Here is a 23,300-nt window from a genome sequence, read left to right on the forward strand (position 1 = left end):
CCCCAGCACGCTTTGTTGCGCCGCAACAAGCTAATGCCATCCACGCGGCAAATTCAACCGATTCAGATCGTGGAGCACGGCTTTCAGACTTCGCGTTCCTCGAAGCGCTCGACCTTGATTCCGCCGCAAGCCTTCACCATTTCATCATCGAGCGGTCCGCACCCTATGTCGGGCCTTGTTACGAGGAAATGACATGAACGCGCGCGTTCTCGATGGCGAAATCATCAACACCCGGCTTGACGACGTCAGGGCCTATGAGGGCGTGCGCACAAGGCGCATCCTGGCCTTCGTGCTCGACTACATCATCGTCGCCCTACTCACCATTCCCTTCGCCATTCTGGTGTTTTTCCTCGGGCTTCTGACGCTTGGCGTTGGCTGGATGCTGTTCGGCGTCCTGGTGCCGGCCGTCGCCATCCTCTACATCTGGAACACGCTGGGCAGCGCCGACCAGGCGACCACCGGCATGAAGATGATGGGCATCCGCCTCGACCGTCTCGACGGCCGGCCGATCGACGGCCTGACCGCGGTCGTCCACTCAGTGCTGTTCTGGGCTGGCAACGTCATCCTGTCACCGCTGGTCCTGCTGGTGACCTTGTTTTCCGACCGCAAGCGCACGCTGCACGACCTTCTGCTCGGCACGGTGGTCAGCCGTACCGGCCGTTGAGGCGTTTTCCGGAAGCGTTCCCCGCCTTGTCGGCGCAAATGTGAAGGCATCAGCTTGCACGTGCCTTCACAATCCTGTTGAATTTTTCGCTTTCCGCGCCAAAGGTAGAGCGACTCGAAGGAGCGTTTCCAAGACTTAGATGACGCAGCATCCGACCCAGTCGCCACAGTTCTTCCTGACCGCGCCGTCGCCGTGCCCCTATCTCGACGGCCAGTTCGAGCGCAAGGTGTTCACGCATCTGGTCGGGGACAAGGCGTCGGAGATGAACGACCTCCTCACGCAAGGCGGCTTCAGGCGTTCGCAGAACATTGCCTACAGGCCGGCCTGCGAGACCTGCCGCGCCTGTGTTTCCGTGCGCATCCTCGCCCAGGAATTCACCGCCAGCCGCAACATGAAGCGCGTGCTGCAGCACAATTCCGACCTTGTCGGCGCCATGCACAATGCCGAGCCCTCGACCGAACAATATTCGCTGTTCCGCAGCTATCTCGATGCCCGCCACCGCCGCGGCGGCATGTCGGACATGACGGTGCTTGACTACGCAATGATGGTCGAGGACACCCATGTCGACACCAAGGTGATCGAATACCGGCGGCGCGGACCCGACACCTTCATCACCGGCAAGGGCCAGGGCGAGCTCATCGCGGTGGCGCTCACCGACAAGATGGCCGACGGCCTGTCCATGGTCTATTCCTACTTCAATCCCGAATTCGAAGAGCGTTCGCTCGGCACGTTCATGATCCTCGACCACATCGCCCGCGCCAGGGCGATGGGCCTGCCCCATGTCTACCTCGGCTACTGGGTCAACGGCTCGCGCAAGATGAATTATAAGATGCGCTTCATGCCGCAGGAGCATCTCGGCCCCAAGGGCTGGGAGCGCTACACCAACGAAGCGGTTTCACGCTGAGTCTTTCCACGATCCGCGCTTAAACAGTTTCAAGGCAGGGGATGCTGGTCTTTCAGCCGGTTGGCTGGAGAGAGTGCGCTACTGCACCGGTCAGCCGCCAGCCTGCATTTCATTGCGAAAGTTCCTGCATGCCTTCCCACCATGACCACCAGAAGGGTCTTTTGATCACCGCCATCGGCGGACTGACGCTGACTGTCGACATACCGTTGATCCGTCTCGCCGACGGCGGCGCATGGACGATCATGCTGCTGCGCACTGGCACCACATTCGTCGCCGCCATGGTCATCTGGTCGGTCTGGCGGGCTTTGAGCCGTAACGCCCCGCCGCTCATTCCCGGCTGGTCCGGCCTGATCGTTGCGATATGCTACGGGTTGACAGGGATCACCTTCGTCACCGCCGTCTATCACACCTCGACCGCCGATCTCGTCTTCATCCTGGCCTTCAACACCGTGTTCTCAGGGCTATTGTCCTGGATATTCCTGCGGGAAAGGCCACGGCTGGTGACCATCGTGGCGATGCTGGTCATGATCCTCGGCGTGCTGGTCATCGTCGGTGGGTCGGTCGGCACCGGCAAGCTGTTCGGCGATTTCATGGCGCTGTGCTCGGCTTTCTTCATCGCGGTGGCCATCACCATCTCACGTGCCAGCGGCAAGGACATGGGCTTCACCTCACTTGTCGGCGTGCTTCTGCCGATGGCGCTGGCAGCCTTCATGGTATCGGGCGAAGGCTTCCACGTGAACGCGCCGTGGTGGATCATCTTCAACGGCGCCGTCATCATGCCGATCTCGTTCTTCTGTCTTGCCGCCGGGCCGAAATACATTTCTGGGCCGGAAGTGGCGATGTTCTACGTTCTCGAAACGGTGCTGGCGCCCGTCTGGGTGTGGATGATCTTTGCCGAGGCACCGACCCGCAACAGCCTGATCGGCGGCGCGATCCTGATCGTCACGCTGGTCGCCCATTCGCTCTGGCAATTGCATGATGGTCGTAGGCAACGGGGTGACCTTGCGGTGCACCATCCAGCCTAAATTGTAATTGATGGGCCTGGCGCAAGTCGCGTTTCGGGATCAGGCGCTGGCCTTCTTTGCCGCGCCAGGTTCCGGCAGGACCTCGATCTGTGGGCTGGCCTCGATCTCGGTCGCCGAGCCGGCGGCCAACTCGTCGACCAGTTCCACCTCGCGCAGCCACTCGCGCCAGATGGCGACCAGCAGCGCCATCAGCACCGGACCGATGAACAGGCCGAGGAAGCCCATGGTCTTGACGCCGCCGATCAGGCCGAAAAAGGTCGGCAGGAAAGGCAGTTTTATCGGTCCGCCGACAAGCTTCGGGCGCAGCGTCTTGTCGACGATGAACAGTTCGACCGCACCCCATAGGAACAGCGCCAGACCGGCCATGGGCGAGCCGCTGGCCGCGAGGTAGATCGAGACAAGGGTGAAGGACAAAGGTGCGCCGCCGGGGATGAGCGCCATGACGCCGGTCAGGGCACCGAGCGTCACCGGCGACGGCACGCCGGCCAGCCAGTAGGCAATGCCCAGCACCAGCCCCTCGCCGATGGCGATGACGGTCATGCCGGTCACGGTCGAGGAGATCGTCGCCGGCACGACGCGCGAAATCCGCTCCCATCTGGTCGGCAGGATGCGCTCGCCAAGGCGGTCGACCTGGCCGGCAAAATGCTCGCCATCGCGGTAGGCGAAGAACAGGGCGATCATCATGAACAGCAACGTCAGGAGCAGACCAAAGGCACTGCCGCCGGCGGCGAGCGCGCCACGATAGATGCTGCCGATATTGGCGCCGCTGACCAGCTGGATCAGTTCACCAATGCCGCCGGGATGCCCGAAATTGGTCGTCCATTGCTCGTTCAGCCAGTCGCCGATGACAGGCATGGTCGCGATCCAGTGTGGCGTGGTCGCACCATGCCGGTTGGTCTCGATCGCCCAGGCCACCCACTCGCGCACCTCGTTGATCGCATAGGTGCCGGCAAGCGCGATCGGTATCACCAGGAAGGCAAGGATGAACAGGATGGCAAAGGTGGCGGCGACGGTGCGGTTACCGCCAACGCCGGCAAGCAGCCGCTGGTAGAGCGGCCAGCTGGCGAAAGCGATGACAAGCGCGGCCAGCACCGGGAACAGGAAGCCGTGGAAGAAGTAGACGCCCGCGGCGACGATCAGCACCAGCAGCCAGCGCGCCGCCGACAGCGGCGGAATGACAGCCGACCGCAACGGCGTCGACAGGCCGAACAGGCGCTGCTGCCGTTCCGGTTTCTGGATCCTGGATTCCTTCAAACGCCCGTGTCTCCCAAACACCCTTCTCCGTTATGCACTGATATAGTGCAGCAATCGTGACGATAGTCCAAATGATTGGGTGGCGTCTCTTCCTCCTCCCCTTGTGGGAGAAGGTGGATCGGCGCGTAGCGCCGAGACGGTTGAGGGGTGTTCCAGCGGAGTGAGACGTTGGTGCCAAGCTGGAGCACCCCTCATCCGACCTCGCTTCGCGAGGCCACCTTCTCCCACAGGGGGAGAAGGAAGAAGGCTCAGCTACCCAAACTTGCCTGTCCTCGGGAAACCCTTTGGCACCATACGCCCTGCCGATGCCCGGGCGCCGATCCATTCGGCCAGTTCCTCGCGCGACCTTGTGAAGGTGCGGTCGGCCGAATCCTGCCAGGACAAGCCCGTCTCCAATGTGAACGGCTTGAGATCAAGCAGGCCGCCATCCTTGTATTTCTGCAGCCGCACGCCCTTGCCGCGGCCCATTTCCGGAATTTCGGAGAGCGCGAACACCAGCATCTTGCGGTTCTCGCCGACGATGGCGAGATGATCGCCGGTGACCGGCACGCAGCGCTTGGCTTCGTCCGGCGCCTTGACGTTCATCACCTGCTTGCCCTTGCGGGTGTTGGCGACCACTTCCTCCTCCGGCACGATGAAGCCGTTGGCGTCATGCGAGGCCAGCAAGAGCTTGCGCTTGGGATCGTGGACGAAGGCGGTGACGATGTCCTGGTCATTGTCCATGTCGACGATGATGCGGATCGGCTCGCCATGGCCGCGTCCGCCTGGCAGCCGATCGGCGCCGATGGTGTAGAACTTGCCGCCAGTGGTGAAGACCAGCACCTTGTCGGTGGTCTGGGCATGGAAGGCGAGCTTCAGGCTGTCACCTTCCTTGAAGGTGAGTGTCGAAAGGTCGGCCAGATGACCCTTCATGGCCCTGAGCCAGCCCTTCTCCGAAACCACCACGGTGACCGGCTCGCGCTCGATCATGGCATGGGCGATATCGGTCAGGTCGTGCTCGGGCGCATCGGCGAACTGGGTGCGGCGCTTGCCGATTTCCGTCTCCGGGCCGAACTTTTCACGCAGATTGGCGACTTCCCACTTGATCGTCGACCATTGCTTGGCATCGGACGCCAGCAGCGCCTCGATCTGCTTCTTCTCCGCGCTCAGGCCATCGAATTCCTTGCGGATCTCGAATTCTTCCAGCTTGCGCAATGCCCGCAGGCGCATGTTGAGGATGGCTTCAGCCTGGGTGTCGGTGAGCGACCAGCGGGCCATCATCACCTGCTTGGGCTCGTCCTCCTCGCGGATGATCTTGATCACCTCGTCGATGTTGAGATAGGCGATCAGGTAGCCGGCAAGGATTTCCAGCCGCCGTTCGATCTCGCCGAGGCGATGTTTCGAGCGGCGGATCAGAACGTCGCGGCGGTGGTCGAGCCATTCCTGCAGCACGCCCTTGAGGGACAGGACATTGGGCACCTTGCCGCGCGACAGCACATTCATGTTGAGCGGGAAGCGGCTTTCAAGCTCGGTCAGCTTGAACAGCGATTCCATCAGGATGCCCGGATCGACAGAACGGCTCTTGGGGACCAGCACGACGCGGATATCCTCCGCGCTTTCGTCCCTGACGTCCTCGAGCAGCGGCAGTTTGCGCGCCATCAGAAGCTCGGCGATCTTTTCGATCAGCCGCGCCTTCTGCACGCCATAAGGGATTTCGGTGACGACGATGCTCCAGGTGCCCCTGCCCTGGTCCTCCTGGCTCCATTTCGAACGCACGCGAAAACCACCACGGCCGGTCTCGTAGGCTTCGAGTATGGAGGCACGGCTGTCGACGATGATGCCGCCGGTCGGGAAATCCGGGCCCTGGACGAAATCCATCAACTTCGCCACCGACGCATCCCGATGCTCGATCAGATGCAATGCCGCGTCGCAGAGCTCGGCCGCATTGTGCGGCGGGATCGATGTCGCCATGCCGACCGCGATGCCGGATGAGCCATTGGCCAGGAGGTTCGGGAAGGCGCCGGGGAGCACCACCGGCTCCTCGTCCTCTTCATTGTAGGTCGGCCGGTAGTCGACGGCGTCCTCGGTGATGCCGGCGAGCAATTCGGTCGCCACGTCGGTCATGCGCGCTTCGGTGTAGCGCATGGCGGCGGCGTTATCGCCGTCGATGTTGCCGAAATTGCCCTGACCGTCGACCAGGGGGTAGCGCATCGAAAAATCCTGCGCCAACCGCACCAGCGCGTCATAGATCGACTGGTCGCCATGCGGGTGGAACTTGCCCATCACCTCGCCGACGATACGCGCGCATTTGGCGAAGCCCTGGTCGGGGTTGAGACGCAGCAGGCGCATGGCGTGCATGATGCGGCGGTGGACCGGCTTCAGTCCGTCGCGAACGTCGGGCAGCGCCCGGTGCATGATGGTCGACAGCGCATAGGCAAGATAGCGCTCTTCCAGCGCCTTCTTCAGATCGACCGGTTCGATGTGATCGCCACCGCCATCTTGAGGCGGCAAAAGCCTTTTTCCCATGGGCTGGGACTAGCCGAGCGGGTGATTCGCGGCAAGAGGCGCGCGCCCGGCCGGTCGACTTGCGTGCCTTTCTGCAACAGGAAACCGCAAGGTCGCACTTGCCGGCCAACATCAATCTGTTACACGCCGCATCTATTGCGAAGCACGATAACGCTCGACGGCCCGACCTTCATGCCAAATTCACCGCATTCTCAAATGGCGTTCGGATCGGGTTTGCCTTTCACCGCGATTTTTGACCATTGTGCCGGGACATGCCTTTTTCCCGTCCAGTTCGTCACGGAATGGTGATGGCGCGAAGAATTGAAAAACAATTTCAGGACACTCTCAGGGACCTTGCGATGACAATCAAACGCTCAACTCTCCGGAAATTCGCTCTTTCGACCTTCCTGTTCACACTGCCGCTGAATGCGGCCCTTGCCCAGGACGCGGCCGTTGCCGATCGGCTGAAGGCGGCGCTGGCGGCCCAGGGCGTGAACATTTCCTGGACCGGCGTGACCGGCGACAACACCAGCATGGTGCTGCAGGGCGTGTCCATCAAACCGGCGGCGGAAAAGGAAGCCCTGCCGATCGGCGACGTCAAGCTCGAGGGCGTGACCGAGGCCAATGGCGGCTACGACATCGGCACCGTCTCGACCTCCCCCTTCGAACACAGCAAGGATGGCGTCACCCTCAACCTGAGCCCCTTCGTCATCCACGACATGACGGTTCCGGCCGAAGGCGCCACCGGCCCGCTGGGCTCGCTGCTGATGTACAAGTCGGCCGAACTCTCCAACATGACGGTCAAGGTTGCCGACAAGACCGCCTTCTCGATGGACGGGCTTGCCATCCAGATCACACCGCCCGCGGACGGCAAGGAGATGGAATTCACCGGCAATACGGAAAAGTTCACGGCCGATCTCTCGCTGGTCGAGGATCCCAAGTCCAAGGAAGTCATCGACGCGCTCGGCTACCAGAACATCTCCGGCAATCTCGCAATGGCCGGCACCTGGCAGCCCTCGGACGGCAAGATGGAACTGTCGAAATATGACATCTCCGTCGAAAATGCGGGCACGCTCGGCATGACCTTCGATCTCGGCGGCTATACGTTGGACTTCGTCAAGTCGCTGCAGGAGATGCAGAAGAAGATGGCGGCGCAGCCCGAAGGCGCCGACAATTCGGCGCAAGGCATGGCCATGCTCGGCCTGTTGCAGCAGCTTTCCTTCAACAGCGCCTCGATCCGCTTCGACGACGATTCGCTGACCGGCAAGGTGCTGGAATATGTCGGCAAGCAGCAAGGCATGTCGGCCAAGGACATCGCCAACCAGGCCAAGGCGATCGTGCCGTTCGGCATGGCGCAGCTCAACAATCCCGAGCTGACGGCGCAGGTGACGGCAGCGGTCAGCAAATATCTGGACGACCCGAAGAGTCTCGAAATCTCGGCCGAGCCGCCGGCATCGGTGCCGTTCGCGCTGATCATGGCGGGCGCCATGTCCAACCCGCTCGATCTGCCGAAGACGCTCGGCGTGGCCGTAAAGGCCAACGAAGACTGATCGAACGGCCTCAAGATACGAAAATAGCCCGGCAGCGATGCCGGGCTATTTTTTTGGATTAGTGAATCGAAAGAATCGGTTCGGACGGTTCTTTAAAGTGCCGTCCGAAGCTTGCGATCAGGCGTCCTTCTTGGTCGGCGCGACACGCAGGGCCAGTTCGCGAAGCTGCTGCGGCGAGGCTTCCGACGGTGCATTCATCAACAGATCATAGGCCTGCTGGTTCATCGGGAACATGGTGATCTCGCGCAGGTTCTTGGCGCCAACCAGCAACATGACGACGCGGTCGACACCCGCCGCCATGCCGCCATGCGGCGGCGCGCCGTACTGGAAGGCACGGTAGAGGCCGCCGAAACGCTCCTCCACCGTGGCGCGGTCCAGCCCGACCGTCTCGAACGCCTTGACCATGGTTTCGGGCAGATGGTTGCGGATGCCACCGCTGGCGATCTCGAAGCCATTGCAGACCATGTCGTACTGGAACGCCTTGATGCCGAGCAGATCCTCGCCGTTCAGCGCGTCGATGCCGCCCTGCGGCATCGAGAACGGGTTGTGGGCGAAGTCGATCTTCTTCTCCTCCTCGTTCCATTCGAAGAACGGGAAGTCGACGATCCAGCACAATTCGAAGCGCTCGCGGTCGACGAGGTTCAGTTCCTCGCCGGCGCGCGTGCGCGCCGCTCCCGCGAAGGAGACGAACTTCTTCGGGTCGCCGGCGACGAAGAAGGCGGCGTCCCCAGCTCCAAGGCCAAGCTGCTTACGGATTGCTTCTGTACGCTCCTGGCCAATATTTTTGGCTAGCGGGCCTGCGCCTTCATATCCAGACGGATTATCTTTACGCCATTGTTCAATTTTCGCCGTAGCTTGAGCAAACTTAGCATTCTCAACCGCGTCTCCCCGATCATCAAACTGCTCGTATCCAAGGTCTTCGAGTGTCGGTTGACCGCGCCAGAAGATGTAACCCAACCCCGGCTGGCCCTCGCCTTGTGCCCAGGAGTTCATGCGGTCGCAGAAGGCGCGGCTGCCGCCGGTCTTGGCGGGAATGCCCCACACCTCGGCCTTCGGGTCGTTGGCCAGGATGTTGGCGAACACCTTGAAGCCGGAATCGCGGAAATGATCGGAGACGGCCTGCATCTCGATCGGGTTGCGCAGGTCCGGCTTGTCGGAGCCGTATTTGCGCATGGCGACATCATAGGGAATGCGCTGGAACTTCTGCGTCACCGGCTTGCCGTTGGCGAAGGTCTCGAAGACCGCGCGGAGGACGGGCTCCATCGTATTGAGCACGTCGTCCTGCTCGACGAAACTCATTTCGAGGTCGAGCTGGTAGAATTCGCCGGGCAGACGGTCGGCGCGCGGATCCTCGTCGCGGAAACAGGGCGCGATCTGGAAATAGCGGTCGAAGCCCGACACCATGATCAGCTGCTTGTACTGCTGCGGCGCCTGCGGCAGCGCGTAGAAGGTGCCGGGATGGATGCGCGACGGGACGAGGAAGTCGCGCGCGCCTTCCGGCGACGAGGCAGTCAGGATCGGCGTCGAGAATTCGGTGAAGCCGACATCGTTCATGCGCTTGCGCATCTCGGCGATGATTTTCGTGCGCGCCACGATGTTCCTGTGCAGCGTGTCGCGGCGCAGGTCGAGGAAGCGGTACTTCAGCCTGATGTCCTCGGGATAATCCGGCTCGCCGAACACCGGCAGCGGCAATTCCTTGGCCGCCGACAGCACCTCGATCTCGCGGGCGAAAATCTCGATCTCGCCGGTTGGCAGGTTGGCGTTGACCGTCTCCGGCAGGCGCGCCTTGACCTCGCCGTCGACGCGGATGACCCATTCGCCGCGCACGGTCTCGGCGACCTTGAAAGCAGGCGAATCGGGATCGGCGACGATCTGGGTCAGGCCGTAGTGGTCACGCAGGTCGATGAAGAGCAGGCCGCCATGGTCGCGCACGCGATGCACCCAGCCCGACAGACGAACGGATGAGCCGACATCGCTCTTTCTCAACTGGGCACAGGTATGGCTGCGGTAACGGTGCATGGTCATTGGTAAAGTCCGGGGTGCTGGGTGGCAGGCCGAAGCATCAAAGCCCGGCCCAAAATTTGCGCGAAAAGCGCATGGGAGGCCGGATTTGTCAAGGCGAGCACCCGCGCGCGCCCTCACCCACCCGAGCCTCTGGCATCATGGAGCCAAGGCGGGTTCGTCAGTCACGCAACGTTATGCGCCACCACCGTCCGATCAGTTGGTGGTGCTGATCGATGCGTAGGCTTCGGCAAAGGATTTTGCCGGCAATGGCAGCTTGATAGCCTGGCCATCCGACGAATAGATGAGTGCGGCGCCATCGGTGCCTTTCTGCAAGGCCTCTATGAGCGGTTGCGGCACCTCCCCCTCGACAAGACATCCTTGCGCCGTGCAGCGGCTGATCGGGAAGGCGTTGCTATAAGCGCCGACCTTGATCGTCACGCCCTTCTCGATGGCGAGACCGAGCGGCACGGCCATTTGCATCCGGGCGCCGCCTTTCGCCGGCCTGGCAATCCCCAACACCAGCGCGATCTGATCGCCGACGGCGGAACGCACGATGACCTGGCAATTCGGCTTGGCCGCTTTTTCTAAGCATTCTGTCTTCCATGTCCCAAAAACCGACGCGGCCTTGGCCGGCTGAGCCTCGCGAGCGGCAGGAGCTTCGGCTTTTCGCGCGCGCGGTGCGGCCAAGGGAGCATTCAAAACGGGCTGTTGATCGGATGGTGCCTTGTCGGGCAGGCCAATTTGCCGTTCCGGTACGATCGGCTCGACGATCGTGTCCAGGCCCTGGCGGCCTTGGGATTGTGCAAAGGCCGGAACGGACATCGCGGTAAGGAAAAGAGCGGACAAGACATAAATCGGGCGCATCATCGTCAGATCCTGCTTTAGTATGAGTGAGTTGTTTAGGCCACTCTAATGCCAAACAAGCAGAACAGCCAGCCGCTTCGACAGCCAGCTTGACAGGGTGTCATCGAGGGACGACTTTCTGGGCAGGACAATAGAATTTCGTCCAGCTACAACACTTGTAGAGCAAGAACCGAGGGGAGAGTTTCAGCTTGGATCGATTTTTCGGGAAGGCGTTCATGCTCGCCATGTCAAGTATCATGGCCGTATCCGCAGCTTCGGCCGATGCCTATGTCAACCAGCTTGACCAGAGCACAGGCGGCCAGGGGCTACAACAAATGAGCACGGGCACCGGGCCGGCCTATATCCGGCAACTGCCCGCGGATTCGCGCCCCGCGGTCGTTCGCTCGCAGAAAAACCGACCGAACGCAGCCGCCCAAAGCCGGGCGCACGAACTGGCGGCCAGGAAACGGTTTGCCTATCCCAATGTCGGCCCTGGTGTTTCGTTGGCACTGGCGGCCGCAAACGCCGACAAGCAGATGCCGACAGTCGGTCGTGGTGTCGTGAAGCGTTGATCAAATAAAAGGTGAATTACAGCTAATTTAATTGTTGCTAATATATGTTTTATAGCCTCGAAAACCGCCAATTTCAAAAAAAGTCAGCCACAAATTAACGTTAAATCGCGCTAAAGTAGCAAATACTCTTGTAACCCCCCAGGCGAAACGCTAATGCTTAATAGGGCGTTAACGCAGGAGTGGCCGGATTTAGTCGGTCACGTGCGTGGGGGGAATATAAATGCATTCATTCAAGGTTGCGGGCCTTTTGGCCCTCACTGGCCTTGTGTTGTCAGGTTGCCAAACCGGCCAACAACTGCCGACACCTCCCGCTCATCTCGAATCCCTGACCAAGACAACCCATAGATTGTCCGATGTTCCCGCACCGGCCGTGCCTGTGGATGTTGCCGTCTACGATTTCCCGGACTTGACCGGGCAAGCAAAGCCTAACGAGAACTTCGCAGAGTACAGTCGCGCGGTGACGCAAGGCGGCGCCAACATCCTCATCGATGTGTTGAAATCCGCTGGTCGCGGTAACTGGTTCCGGGTGGTCGAGCGCGGCGGGTTGAAGAACCTGGTCCAGGAACGGACCCTGATTGAGAACACACAGCGTGCTTACGGGAAGGGACTGCCCAACCTTCCCCCTGTTCGCTTTGCCGGCCTGATCCTGGAAGGTGGCATTGTCGGCTATGACTCGAACGAGCAAACCGGAGGTGCGGGAGCGCGCTATCTCGGTATTGGTGGCGATGTAACCTACCGGTCCGACCTGGTGACCATATCACTGCGGGCCGTGAGCGTGCAGACCGGCGAAATACTTGTCTCCACGACAACGTCCAAGCAGATCTATTCCTTCGAGGTTCGCGGTGGCGCCTATACATTTGCCGCGCCGACGGAGTTGCTCGAGGCCGAGATCGGAACGTCCTACAACGACCCGGGCCACCTGGCGGTGCGTGAAGGAATGGAACTCGCTGTCTATTCCCTCATCGTACAGGGAGTGAAGCAAGGCCTCTGGAAACTGAGTGACCAAAGCCGAGCCCCAGCACTCATCGGCGAATTCGCAAAGACCTATGCGAAAACAGAGCGACCCGGATCCTGAGGTCGTCACCACTCGGATCCCACACAATCTCTTCAAATTGACAATCGCAAGTACAGACAAATCAGAAGTATTGTTAAAATTTTAAATTCTAATTCCGGCGAGATACCTGGATTAAATCCACGATTCGCGCGGTTGATTCGCCAATTCCTCTTCCTGCCATTTACCTATTAACGAATTTTTAACAAATTAGACTTGCGCTTCTCTGAAAATGCGTATTAGCTGACGCTTGGGAACCTGACCGTTCGGACGGTCAGGTTGGGTCTATGGTTTGCTTCTAGAGCTCCATCAAAGGGGGATTATCGAATGACACGTTCCAAACTTTTCCGCGCCGGTCTCTTGGCCAGTGCCGCGATCATGCCGATGGCGGGAGCCGCCATGGCCGGCAACACCGCCTTCATCGGCCAGCTCAACAACAGCAATTTCGCCTACCTGTCGCAGGAAGGCTTGCCCTCTCAGGAAGGCGCAAATCAAGGCTTCATCTACCAGCATGGCACGGGCAACTTCTTCCTGCCGCTCGATGGTTCCAACAACCCGACGGTAGCTCAGACCGGCACGAACAGCCTCGGCGTGGAGCAGCTCGGCAATGCCAATTTCATTGGCGGCGTGTTCCATCAGACCGGCAACAACGTCGCCGGCCTCGCCCAGTTCGGCGAGCACAACCTGGTCAACCGGTTCCTGCAGACCGGCGACAACCGCGGCGCCATCTTCCAGGGCGGATATTCGAACCTGGCCCAGAACGAACAGCAGGGCAGCAACAACGACACCGGCATCATCCAGCTCAATCTGGATTCGAGCAAGGTCGGCAACTATGCCTTCAGCACGCAGCTGTCGGGGCCGAACGTCACCGCCTCCGATTCTTTCTCCGGCATTCTGCAGGGCGGTTCCAACAACGTTGCGTCGAACGCGCAGAGCCAACAGAAAGGCTCCACCGCGACCATCGCGCAGGGTGGCGAGAACAACCAGGCCTACAACAGCCAGTTCATCGACGCCTACAACACTGGTCCGTTGATCACTCAATATGATATCGGCCATGGCAACGAGGCCGGCATCGTGCAGGTCGGCAAAGACAATCTCGGCATCAACAGCCAGGATTCGAGCACCAGTGGGCTGGTCGCCATTGTCCAGGGCGGCGAAGGCAACAAGGGCTACAACCTGCACACCGGCGGCACCGACAACGACGCGGCCATCGCCCAGTTCGGCGACAACAACACGGCGACGAACCTTAGCCGTGACGGCGGCCACCTCGGCACCGGCAACAAGGCCGGCATCCTGCAGGTCGGCAACAGCAACAACGCGGTGAACAATTCGAAGAACGGCTTCGGTGACGTCGCCGGCATCGTCCAGGATGGCGATGGCAACACCGCCTTCAACAGCCAGGTCGGCGCAGCGAACGACGTTTCGACGAGCGGCGGCACCACTGGCGCGACCGCGCTGATCCTGCAGAACGGCAATGGCAACGGCGCCACCAACCTGCAGACGGCGCAGATCGAGGGCGGCAACAACAAGGCCGGCATCATTCAGAATGGTGGCGGCAACGCGGCCCTCAATTCCCAGGACGCGGGCAAGAGCAATGTCGCCGGCATCCTGCAGCAAGGCGATAGCAACCAGGCCACCAACCTGCAGGACGGCGGGTCTGTCGCGGCTTCGGCAGGCGTGGTTCAGATCGGCAGTGGCAATGTGGCCCTCAACGATCAGACGAATGTCGATCCGACCTCGGCCTTCATCATCCAGGGCGGCACCGGCAATACCGGCGCGAACGTCCAGACCAACGTCGTCGATTCGGATGCGCTGATCGCCCAATATGGCAGCAATCCGAACGCCAACCTCGCCGGGAACTCACAGACCGGCGTGAAGAACAATTCGGCGAACATCCTTCAGGTCGGCACAGGTCCCGGCCTCAACACGGCAACAAACGCCCAGAGCGGCAACTCGGCCAATTTCGGCATCGACAACGTCGCCGGTATTGCGCAATTCGGCACCGGCAACACGGCCGGAAACGTGCAGATCGACCCGAACTACAGCAATGCGGCAATCCTGCAGGTCGGCAGCGGAAACACCGGGCTCAATGTCCAGAACAACCCGTCCACGGCGTCCGCGGCCATCGTCCAGGGTGGTACGGGCAACAGTGCCGGGAATGCCCAGACCTACGGCACTGGCAACGCTGCCGGCATCGTACAGGGCGGCTCGACCAACGTCGCGGGCAACACCCAGTTGCACGGCTGGTACAATGACTCGCTGATCATCCAGGGCGGCACCGGCAATGGCGCCGTCAATTCGCAGACCGGCGGCAACGAGAACCAGGCCGGCATCGCACAGTTCGGCGATGGCAATCAGGCTATCAACACGCAGAACGACACCGTCGGCGACACCAGCGGTGGGGTCGACGTGGCGGGCATCCTCCAGGTCGGCAATGGCAATGGTGGCGTCAATCTGCAGACAGGCGGCCAGGGTAACACAGCCGGCATCGTTCAAGTCGGCGCCACCAACTCGGCCGCGAACACGCAGACCGGGGGCTCTGATGCGACGGCTCTGATCGTGCAGGGCGGCACAGGCAATGTGGCGGCCAACGTGCAGACCAACGTCGATCCGACGTCCGCCGCGATCATCCAGGCCGGCGTCGGCAACGGCGCGGTCAACACGCAGGATACCGTCAACAACTCGAACGCCCTGATCGCTCAGGCCGGTGACGGCAATTATGCCAGCAATACGCAGTCGGTCTACACGGATGGCGGCGCATTCATTCCGGGTAAGACACTGAATGCCGCAACGATCCAGGCCGGCGATGGCAATATCGCCATCAACTTCCAGCAAGGCGGCAACAACAATGCCGGCATTGCACAGGGCGGCACAACCAACGTTGCATCCAACGTACAGGTCGGAGGTGACTTGAATGCCGGGATCGTGCAGGTCGGTACCTCGAACATAGCGACGAACACGCAGAACCTCACAGGTAAAGACAACGCGGCTATCGCCCAATTCGGCACGTCGAATGCTGCCGCCAATCTGCAGACCGGAGCATCGCCGGTGGCCGGCACATTCGCCAACGCTGCCATCGTGCAGGGCGGCGACCACAACACGGCTTCAAACACCCAGGTGAATGGCGGCCTCGTATCGGCGGGCTTGCCTAACCAGGCGGGTATCGCACAGTTCGGCTCGACCAACACTGCCGCCAACTACCAGAAGGACGGGTACAACAACCAGGCCGGCATCATCCAGGTCGGCTCCAACAACATCGCCGGCAATGTGCAGACGGGCCTGACCACCGAGCATGCCGACGACACCGGCAACACGGCTGTCGTTGCCCAGTTCGGCGACGGCAACACCGGGTCGAACATCCAGGCCGCCGATGCGACCCACGCCGGCCTGTCGGCAGGCATCCTCCAGGCCGGAAACGGCAATGAGGGCTACAACGTCCAGACCGGTGGCCAGGACAATTCGGCTGGCATCGTGCAGGCCGGCAACAACAACAAGGGCACCAACCTGCAGTATGGCGGTTCGACGGAAGCATCCGCGGCCATCGTCCAGCTCGGCAGCGGCAACGTCGCGCTCAACGACCAGAACGGTGTCGATCCGACCTCGGCCCTGATCGTCCAGGGCGGCACCGGCAACGTTGGTGCGAACACCCAGACCGGCGTTACCAACTCCAGCGCTGCCATCGTGCAGTTCGGCACGTCGGCCGGCGCCAACCTTGCCGCCAACACCCAGACCAACGTCGACGGCAGCTCCGCGCTTATCCTGCAGGGCAGTGACGGGGGCGCCACCAATCTCGCCTTCAACGTCCAGAATGGCGTTCAGGACTCGAGTGCCTTCATCGCGCAGTACGGTCACGGCAATGGCGCCGTCAACACCCAGCAGAACGGCAGCTCGAGCGTCACTGCGGCAGTCGTTCAGGTCGGTAACAACAACCAGGCGTTCAACACCCAGGGTAATTCTCAGACGGTCACCCTGGGCCTGCCAGATGGCAAGCAGAAGCTTGGAGAGTTCAAACAGTTTGTGTTCTTTGGAGATACTTATGAGTACGGATTGCAGTGGTCGAATGCCGGCCTGACCGGAACCGACGATGCACCTGCTCAAGATTCGGTTGCAGCGGTCATCCAGAACGGCAACGGCAACTTTGGCTCCAACAGTCAGGTCGGCAAGGTCATTATTCCGGAAAACGTGACGGCTCATGCAACTGTGTCGGTCTGGGCCTGGAAGAAGTCCAACCACGCTCCAGCAAGCCCAGATCTTCTGCACGCCGCCAACGCGCTAGTCGGCCCCTCGCTCTCCGCGGCTGCGGTGGCTGGGCTGCAATCGGTTGGCAACGCGCTTCCCGAGGTCGTCGTCCCGACCATCGCGTCGGCAGCGGCCATCGTCCAGGACGGTAACGGCAACTTCGCGACCAACTCTCAGGTTGGCGCGGCGGCTTCGCTGGCGGCCAGCATTCAGGTTGGCGACGGCAATGCTTCCATCAACTCGCAGGAGCTGACGGCGGGCGTGCTTGCCGGCACCTTCCAGCAGGGCAATGGCAACCTGGCGGTGACCACCCAGCAAGCCGCATTGGCTTCTGCGGCCGGCACGATCCAGAGTGGCAACCACAATCAGGCCTTCACCACCCAGTCCGGCGATCTCGATCTGACAAATATCGACTCGCTTGACGACGTGGCGAACCTGCAGGTGGCCTCGACCGACTTGTCGCTGACCACCCAGATCGGTGACAGCAACCTCGCCATCACCTCGCAAAAGGGGTCGAACAACCAGTCGGCGACAATCCAGCACGGTAGCCAGGATTGGGCGGTCACCGCCCAGTCGGGAACCGGCAGTTCGTCGCTGATCGTGCAGGATGCGAACAACTCCGGTGCCTCGGTGCTGCAGTCGGGCTCCTCGCAGACCTCGCTGGTCGCTCAGGCTGGTGATTACAGCTTCGCCTACATCATCCAGGACGGCAGCTCGAACAGTTCGACAGTGCTGCAGAACGGCATCGGTGGCGGGTCGAACCCGAACATCGCCTCCGTCACCCAGCACAACAGCGGCAACAACTCGCTGGTCTTCCAGTCCGGTCGCGGCAACGTCGCCGCGGTCGTACAGAACTAGGCTTGCAACGATGTGGGGCGCTTCGGGCGCCCCACATCCCTTTCAACCCGACAGGGAGGCTGCGGATGGCTTGGAAAACCGGCTTTCTGGCAAGTGCCCTTGTTCTCGGCGGCAACACCGGTGCTTTTTCCATGGATAGCCAGACCCTTGACGCCAGGATCCTCGACAGTCGCGTCGTGAAGTGCGGCGTCACGATCGAAAGCGGCGCCATGACCAGGATCAGGCCGTTTATCGAAACGAGCGAGAGCCTCGCCGGCAAGTTCGCCATCACGGTGCATGGCCGATCGGGGACGAACACGAATTTCACCAGCCAGACCGTCAGTTTCCCGGGCAACAACCTGATCGCCATCGGACAGCCGAGCAGCATCAGCATCGAGATGGTCGCCACATCCGGGGGCACGGAACTATGCCGGCTCTCGGAAAATATCGACTTCGACGCGCCGGGCATCCGGACCTGACAAGCTTGCAACCGCGCGCCTTCCGGCAGCGCAAGGAGAGACAGATGGGTAGACTGGGCAGATGGAGCAAGGCGCTTGGGCGCGCCGCGGCCGTTTCGGTCCTTGCGCTGGTTGCAGCGTCTGCGTCAGCCGAGGACCTGCTGGTTGAGAATTCGCCGGACGCCAAGGCCACGCTCAATGTGCTGATGCAGCCAATCGGCCCGTTCATCCTGGGCCAGGCGCAGACCACGACATCGATCGCGCAGATCGGCGATACCAACCACGCCATGTCTTCAATCGACGGCGCCAGCAACCTGTCCTCGATCAATCAGGCCGGCAGCAACAACCGCGCGGTCCAGTCGATCCAGGGCAGCAATTCCGCGCTTCTGCTGGTGCAGGGCGGCACCAACAACAATGTGCTGCAGGCCAGCCAGGGCGACCGGAACTTCCAGCTTGTCGGCGTGTCTGGCAACAATAACAGCGTTGCGTACCTGCAGAAGGGAAACGACCTCGCAGGCGCTCTCGATGTGACCAATGCCAGCAATTCTACCGTCCTGGCAATTCAGACGCCACAATCCGGAAACTACCTGATGCCCACCGGCCTTCGCGGCTTGCAAAATGCGGTCGTCGTCATCGTTCCGGGCCGCATGTATGTCATTCCCAAGAAGTGATGCGGTTGGCTGCTGATTGATCCTAGTGAAGAAGGAGATTGACTATGTTACGCACCATCGTGCTCGCCGCTGGCATCGCGGCAATCGCCGCGATCGGAACCTCCACGGCGTCGGAACTCGTCTACAAGCCGGTCAATCCGACCTTCGGCGGCGATCCGCTAAACGGTAACTGGCTGCTTTCGCAGGCGACGGCGCAGACCGCGGGTGGCGGGTCTCCGGGATTCTCCATCGATTTCCCCGATTTCGGCGGCATCCCGCAGCCCGATCCGGATCCGACGGATCTGCCTCCTGTCAACACGAACCCGTGACGCTGCACTGGAATCGAAAAGGCCGGGAAGACCCGGCCTTTTGCTTCAAGTTGGCGAATTCAGCGCTGGTGGATGATCGCCACGTTGCCGCGGCCCTGCTGGAAAATCAGCGCCTGATGGCCTGAGCCGCTCTGCGTGATGGAGGCGGTGTTTTCCAAGCCGATCTGGCGGATGAGCCCGACATTGCCGACGCCATCCTGGGCGATCGAGGCATTGTTGGTATCGCCATCCTGCCATACCAATCCGAGATTGCCTTGGCTCGGCCGCAAGGCAGACATCGCCGTAGCCACCTGGAACATCGGCTTCACGATGTCTTCCGTGCTCATTGTTGCGAATGAGCGCGAATACGAACCGGATCCGATCTGATTTACGTAAGCCGGAGAATAAAAGTCCGACGCCTGTACATTTCCAGACAGCAATGCTGCCATGGCAACCGCATATATTGTTGTTTTTATTTTCATGTCCCTGCCCTCTGTTATGAAGCAGACGATACATGACATGCGATAATTTAGCGTTTAGCGCCATGATGTGTAATTCGTTAAAATTTCGAGGTGAATTTTATGTAGTGTCCAGCGATAGCGATGTCGGCTTGAGCCACGCAGTTCGGTCCGCCCAAGGCTTTCGAGCGAGGTGCCGTTGAAGATCGCATGCCTATCCTCAGCGACGTTTAGCAGGATGTTGTGGATACGGTTGCCATACGGCGGCTGAAGACCGTCGACACCCCCGGGCGCAGAACGTTCATTCCCCGCAGGCACTGTCCGGGAGCGGACTGAATGGAAAGGCATCTGTCAAATCGCATCCGGCGATTCTCTAAATCCGTGGGCTCGCATCCTGAACAGCGCGGGAATTGCCGCTGGCATTGATGGAGGCAATGGTTCAAGAAGGGATCACTGATACGTGATCGCCTTTCATGTCCTCCATCCGCCCGCTGATCCCGCTTCTTCTCGCCGCAGGCATCCTGCTCGGCGGCAATGGGCTGCAGAGCACGCTGATCGCGCTGCGCGGCGCGCAGGAGGGGTTTTCCGCTTCCGACATTGGCCTGATGGGCACTTTCTATTTCGCCGGCTTCCTGCTCGGCTGCCTGGCCATCACCCGCATCATGAAGGCGGTCGGCCATATCAGGGCGTTTTCGGCGCTGGCCGCGATCGCCTCGGCCGGCACCCTGCTGCTGGTGCTGGTTCTCGATCCGGTGATGTGGTGCGCGGTGCGCTTTGCCGGCGGCTTCTGTTTCGCCGGTTTGTTCACCATCGTTGAAAGCTGGCTGAATTCCGGCGTCAGCAATCACGACCGCGCACGCGTGCTGGCGATCTACCGGATGGTCGACACCGGTTCCGTAACCGGCGCTCAGTTCCTGATTCCGATCTTCGGCGCCGGCGGCTTCACCATCTTCGCCATCATGTCGATCATGATCACGCTGTCGCTGGTGCCGGTGTCACTCGGCGACCGCTCCAACCCGACACCGCCGGAGGAGGTCAAGCTCGACCTGGCGCGCGTCTGGCGCATTTCGCCGCTGGGTTGCTTCGGCTGCATTGCCGTCGGCGTCACCAACAGCGCCTTTCGCACCCTGTCACCGGTCTATGCCGAGCAGATCGGCATGTCGGTCGCCGATGTCGTTACTTTCGTCAGCGTCGGCATCTTCGGCGGCGCCATCATCCAGTATCCGCTGGGCTATCTGTCCGACCGCTGGGACCGACGCCGGGTGCTGTTGATAACGACCTGCTGCGCGATGCTTTCGGCATTGGCGCTGGTGTTCATCGCCGGCAGCAATCCGCTGCTCAACTTCGTCATCATCTTCATCTTCGGCTGTTTCGCCATGCCGCTCTATTCGCTGTCGGCCGCGCATTCCAACGACCGCGCCGACACAGGCGAGTTCGTGCTGATCAATGCGGCGCTGATGCTGTTCTACTCCTTCGGCGCCATTGGCGGTCCGTTCGCGGCCTCCACGGCGATGCAGTATTTCGGGCCGAGCGCGCTGTTCGTGTTCAGCGCCATCGTCTATGCGATCTTCATCGCCGTCATCCTCTATCGCATGCAGGCCCGGTCCGGCGTGCCCCTTGGCAAACGCAGCCGCTTCACCGCTCTGTTGCGCACCTCCACCATTTTCGCGCGGCTGGCCAGACGGAATGGTGATTCAGACGACCCGGGAAGCCCATGATGGAGGCGCCAAAGCTTGACGAAAGCCTTTCCGGCTGAAATCTAGGAAGACCTTACTCCTGCCAAAAGCGATTTGATGCACGTCATCACCACCCAGAAAGAACTCGAGACTGTTCTCGCCGCTTTCGAAAAGTCGGATTTCGTCACCGTCGACACCGAATTCATCCGCGAAACGACGTTCTGGCCCATCCTGTGCCTGATCCAGATGGCGGCCCCAGGCGTGACGGCGCTGATCGATCCGCTGTCGCCTGACATCGACCTGGCGCCCTTCTTCAGGCTGATGGCCAACGAGGCGGTGGTGAAGGTCTTCCATGCCGCCCGGCAGGACATCGAAATCATCGTCCATCTCGGCGATCTGGTGCCGCATCCGGTGTTCGATACACAGGTCGCCGCGATGGTCTGCGGCTTTGGCGACAGCGTTTCCTACGACCAGCTCGTGCAGCGCATCACCGGTGCGCGGCTCGACAAATCTTCGCGCTTCACCGACTGGCGCCACCGGCCGCTGTCCGACAAGCAGCTCGATTACGCGCTGGCCGACGTCACCCATCTGATCGAGGTCTATCAGCACCTGAGCGCCGAATTGACCCGGGAAAACCGCGCTCACTGGCTGAACGAAGAGATGGATGTACTGACCTCGCGCGAGACCTACGATCCGCATCCCGAGGACGCCTGGAAGCGGCTGAAGATGCGGCTGCGCAAGCCCCAGGAACTGGCGATCGTGCAGGCCGTGGCGGCATGGCGCGAGCGCGAGGCCAGGGAACGCGACGTACCGCGCGGCCGCGTGCTCAAGGACGACGCGATCTACGAGGTGGCGCAGCAGGCGCCGCGTGACGCGGCGGCGCTTGCCAAGCTGCGCACCACGCCCAAGGGCTGGGAGCGCTCCTCGACGGCGACAGCCCTGCTTGGGGCAGTCAATGCCGCACTGGCCTTGCCCAAGGAGCAGATGCCGAAACTGCCGAAGAACTTTCAGCCGCCGGAAGGCTCAAATGCCGCGGCGGAACTGTTGAAAGTGCTGCTCAAGATCATTGCCGAGAAGCAGGGCGTGGCCTCGAAAGTATTGGCATCCAGCGACGACATCGATCACATCGCGGCCGAGGGCGAGGACGCCGATGTGCCGGCGCTGCAAGGATGGCGGCGTGCCGTGTTCGGCGAACAGGCGCTGAAGCTGGTGCGCGGCGAGATCGGCATCAAGTTCGACAAACGCAAGATCGCGGTGTTCGACCTTTAGAGGCTTTCCGGCCGATGGGTTCGGATCAGGATGAGAACCGACGATACGAGGTGATCGACGCATTGCGCGCAATCGCCGTGATGCTGGTTTTGATCTTCCACTACACGTCCCGCTTCCCCGCCGACTACATCCGGTTCGATCACCAGATGGAACTGCCGTGGCAAGGGGTGGTTGGTGTCTACCTCTTTTTCATCATCAGCGGCTACTGCATCGCGATGACAGCCGAGCGGGCTGGAACCGTGTGGATGTTCTGGCTGCAGAGATTTACGCGGCTGGAGCCCGCGCTCATCGCCTGCATCGCGGTTACGCTGGTCGTGGTTGCGGCTTTGGGGCTTCCGGGCAGAGACGTTTCAGCGCTCGACGGCCTGGAAAACGCAAGTTGGGTACCCTTGTTTGTTCCAACGCCGCTTGTCGACGGCGCCTATTGGTCGCTGCTTGAGGAAGCAAAATTCTACTTTGTGTTCGGCCTGATCTTCCATCTCTGGCCAGATCGTGTTCTCGCACTCTTCACCGGCTTTACCGTTCTGGGTGCGATTGCACAGTTTTCAGGGTTGTGGAGTGACCATCAGGCCTTGATCTATCCCTTCAAGGGCATCGCCACGTCATATTTTTTCTTCCCCTACAGCCTCTTCTTTTTGATGGGCATCGCGGCGAGGCGATCGACCCGGGCTGTCCAGACGGTCGTGACGGCCGGGTGCCTGGTGGTCGTCATCAAGCTGTGGGGCGGCTCATCATTCAGTGCCTGGGTCATCGCGCTTTCAATTCTTGGTGTCATCGGGGTTCAGTTGCGCGATATCAAGATCTGGCGAGGCGTGAGCTACATCGGGTTGATCAGCTATCCCCTGTATCTTCTGCACCAGAATGTCGGTGTCGCAATCATACGATGGCTGGCTCCGTGGATCGGCTCCCCGTATGTCCGGATAGGCATAGCGTTCTGCACCGTGGTGGCCATTGCCGCGTTCATCGCATGGGCGGTCGAGCATAGATTTCGACGGAGGATCGAAATCCATGCGGCACGCTTGATGTCGAGGACCGCGACCTCGGCGTGACTCTA

At 61.1% G+C, this 23,300-nt stretch carries 18 protein-coding genes; 13 read left to right on the forward strand and 5 right to left on the reverse strand.

The features are described 5' to 3' along the window. The first annotated feature begins 193 nt into the window (after positions 1 to 193). From MesoLj_RS25590 to MesoLj_RS25600, 3 genes are all read left to right on the forward strand, one after another. Positions 194 to 664 (forward strand): RDD family protein, encoded by a 471-nt coding sequence (locus MesoLj_RS25590; protein ID WP_056562574.1) that lies wholly within the window; start codon positions 194 to 196, stop codon positions 662 to 664. A gap of 139 nt (positions 665 to 803) precedes the next feature. After that, positions 804 to 1,568 (forward strand): arginyltransferase, encoded by a 765-nt coding sequence (locus MesoLj_RS25595; RefSeq protein WP_010915563.1) that lies wholly within the window; start codon positions 804 to 806, stop codon positions 1,566 to 1,568. A gap of 128 nt (positions 1,569 to 1,696) precedes the next feature. Next, positions 1,697 to 2,593 (forward strand): DMT family transporter, encoded by an 897-nt coding sequence (locus MesoLj_RS25600; protein ID WP_140767965.1) that lies wholly within the window; start codon positions 1,697 to 1,699, stop codon positions 2,591 to 2,593. 39 nt (positions 2,594 to 2,632) lie between these two features. Here MesoLj_RS25600 and MesoLj_RS25605 read toward each other — a convergent pair whose 3' ends face one another. Together MesoLj_RS25605 and parC are read right to left on the reverse strand one after the other, a co-directional pair. Next, the gene (locus MesoLj_RS25605; protein WP_140767967.1) at positions 2,633 to 3,847 is read right to left on the reverse strand and encodes an AI-2E family transporter; all 1,215 of its coding nucleotides are present in this window, start codon (positions 3,845 to 3,847) and stop codon (positions 2,633 to 2,635) included. A 252-nt stretch (positions 3,848 to 4,099) separates the two neighbouring features. Beyond that, positions 4,100 to 6,352, reverse strand: a complete 2,253-nt coding sequence (parC, locus tag MesoLj_RS25610) for a DNA topoisomerase IV subunit A (protein WP_140767969.1) — start codon at positions 6,350 to 6,352, stop codon at positions 4,100 to 4,102. Positions 6,353 to 6,690: 338 nt separating this feature from the next. Here parC and MesoLj_RS25615 point away from each other — a divergent pair, with 338 nt between their 5' ends. Next, entirely contained in the window at positions 6,691 to 7,881 is a 1,191-nt protein-coding gene (locus tag MesoLj_RS25615; protein ID WP_202322988.1) for a hypothetical protein, read from the forward strand. Between the two features lie 117 nt (positions 7,882 to 7,998). Here MesoLj_RS25615 and aspS read toward each other — a convergent pair whose 3' ends face one another. Both aspS and MesoLj_RS25625 read right to left on the reverse strand, forming a co-directional pair. Continuing rightward, a complete protein-coding gene (gene aspS, locus MesoLj_RS25620) occupies positions 7,999 to 9,900 on the reverse strand; it encodes an aspartate--tRNA ligase (RefSeq protein ID WP_244735567.1) in 1,902 nt (633 codons plus the stop codon). A 198-nt stretch (positions 9,901 to 10,098) separates the two neighbouring features. Further along, the gene (locus tag MesoLj_RS25625; protein ID WP_140767976.1) at positions 10,099 to 10,752 is read right to left on the reverse strand and encodes an invasion associated locus B family protein; all 654 of its coding nucleotides are present in this window, start codon (positions 10,750 to 10,752) and stop codon (positions 10,099 to 10,101) included. Between the two features lie 185 nt (positions 10,753 to 10,937). Between MesoLj_RS25625 and MesoLj_RS25630 the strand changes: the two genes are divergently transcribed. From MesoLj_RS25630 to MesoLj_RS25655, 6 genes are all read left to right on the forward strand, one after another. After that, on the forward strand, positions 10,938 to 11,300 hold the full coding sequence (locus MesoLj_RS25630) for a hypothetical protein (RefSeq protein ID WP_202322990.1): 363 nt from the start codon (positions 10,938 to 10,940) through the stop codon (positions 11,298 to 11,300). A gap of 220 nt (positions 11,301 to 11,520) precedes the next feature. Further along, positions 11,521 to 12,375, forward strand: a complete 855-nt coding sequence (locus MesoLj_RS25635; protein WP_140767980.1) for a CsgG/HfaB family protein — start codon at positions 11,521 to 11,523, stop codon at positions 12,373 to 12,375. 303 nt (positions 12,376 to 12,678) lie between these two features. Beyond that, positions 12,679 to 17,448, forward strand: a complete 4,770-nt coding sequence (locus tag MesoLj_RS25640) for a beta strand repeat-containing protein (RefSeq protein ID WP_202322991.1) — start codon at positions 12,679 to 12,681, stop codon at positions 17,446 to 17,448. Positions 17,449 to 17,513: 65 nt separating this feature from the next. Further along, positions 17,514 to 17,906 (forward strand): hypothetical protein, encoded by a 393-nt coding sequence (locus MesoLj_RS25645; RefSeq protein ID WP_202322992.1) that lies wholly within the window; start codon positions 17,514 to 17,516, stop codon positions 17,904 to 17,906. 44 nt (positions 17,907 to 17,950) lie between these two features. Next, complete coding sequence (locus MesoLj_RS25650; protein WP_202322993.1) at positions 17,951 to 18,556, forward strand: hypothetical protein; 606 nt, start codon at positions 17,951 to 17,953, stop codon at positions 18,554 to 18,556. Positions 18,557 to 18,600: 44 nt separating this feature from the next. Then, on the forward strand, positions 18,601 to 18,864 hold the full coding sequence (locus MesoLj_RS25655; protein ID WP_202322994.1) for a curli assembly protein CsgF: 264 nt from the start codon (positions 18,601 to 18,603) through the stop codon (positions 18,862 to 18,864). A gap of 59 nt (positions 18,865 to 18,923) precedes the next feature. Here the strand turns inward: MesoLj_RS25655 and MesoLj_RS25660 are convergent, their stop codons facing one another. Continuing rightward, positions 18,924 to 19,325, reverse strand: coding sequence for a hypothetical protein (locus tag MesoLj_RS25660; protein ID WP_202322995.1), 402 nt, complete (start codon positions 19,323 to 19,325; stop codon positions 18,924 to 18,926). Between the two features lie 449 nt (positions 19,326 to 19,774). On the opposite strand from MesoLj_RS25660, the gene MesoLj_RS25665 reads away from it, so the two are divergent. From MesoLj_RS25665 to MesoLj_RS25675, 3 genes are all read left to right on the forward strand, one after another. Continuing rightward, positions 19,775 to 21,019: an MFS transporter gene (locus tag MesoLj_RS25665; protein WP_140767991.1), complete on the forward strand. Its 1,245-nt coding sequence runs from the start codon at positions 19,775 to 19,777 to the stop codon at positions 21,017 to 21,019. Positions 21,020 to 21,094: 75 nt separating this feature from the next. Then, positions 21,095 to 22,246, forward strand: coding sequence for a ribonuclease D (gene rnd / locus MesoLj_RS25670; protein WP_202322996.1), 1,152 nt, complete (start codon positions 21,095 to 21,097; stop codon positions 22,244 to 22,246). A 14-nt stretch (positions 22,247 to 22,260) separates the two neighbouring features. Next, complete coding sequence (locus MesoLj_RS25675; protein WP_202322997.1) at positions 22,261 to 23,295, forward strand: acyltransferase family protein; 1,035 nt, start codon at positions 22,261 to 22,263, stop codon at positions 23,293 to 23,295. Positions 23,296 to 23,300 lie beyond the last annotated feature (5 nt).

Origin of the sequence: Mesorhizobium sp. 113-3-9, from assembly GCF_016756515.1 — a bacterium.
In the GTDB taxonomy this organism is placed as follows: domain Bacteria; phylum Pseudomonadota; class Alphaproteobacteria; order Rhizobiales; family Rhizobiaceae; genus Mesorhizobium.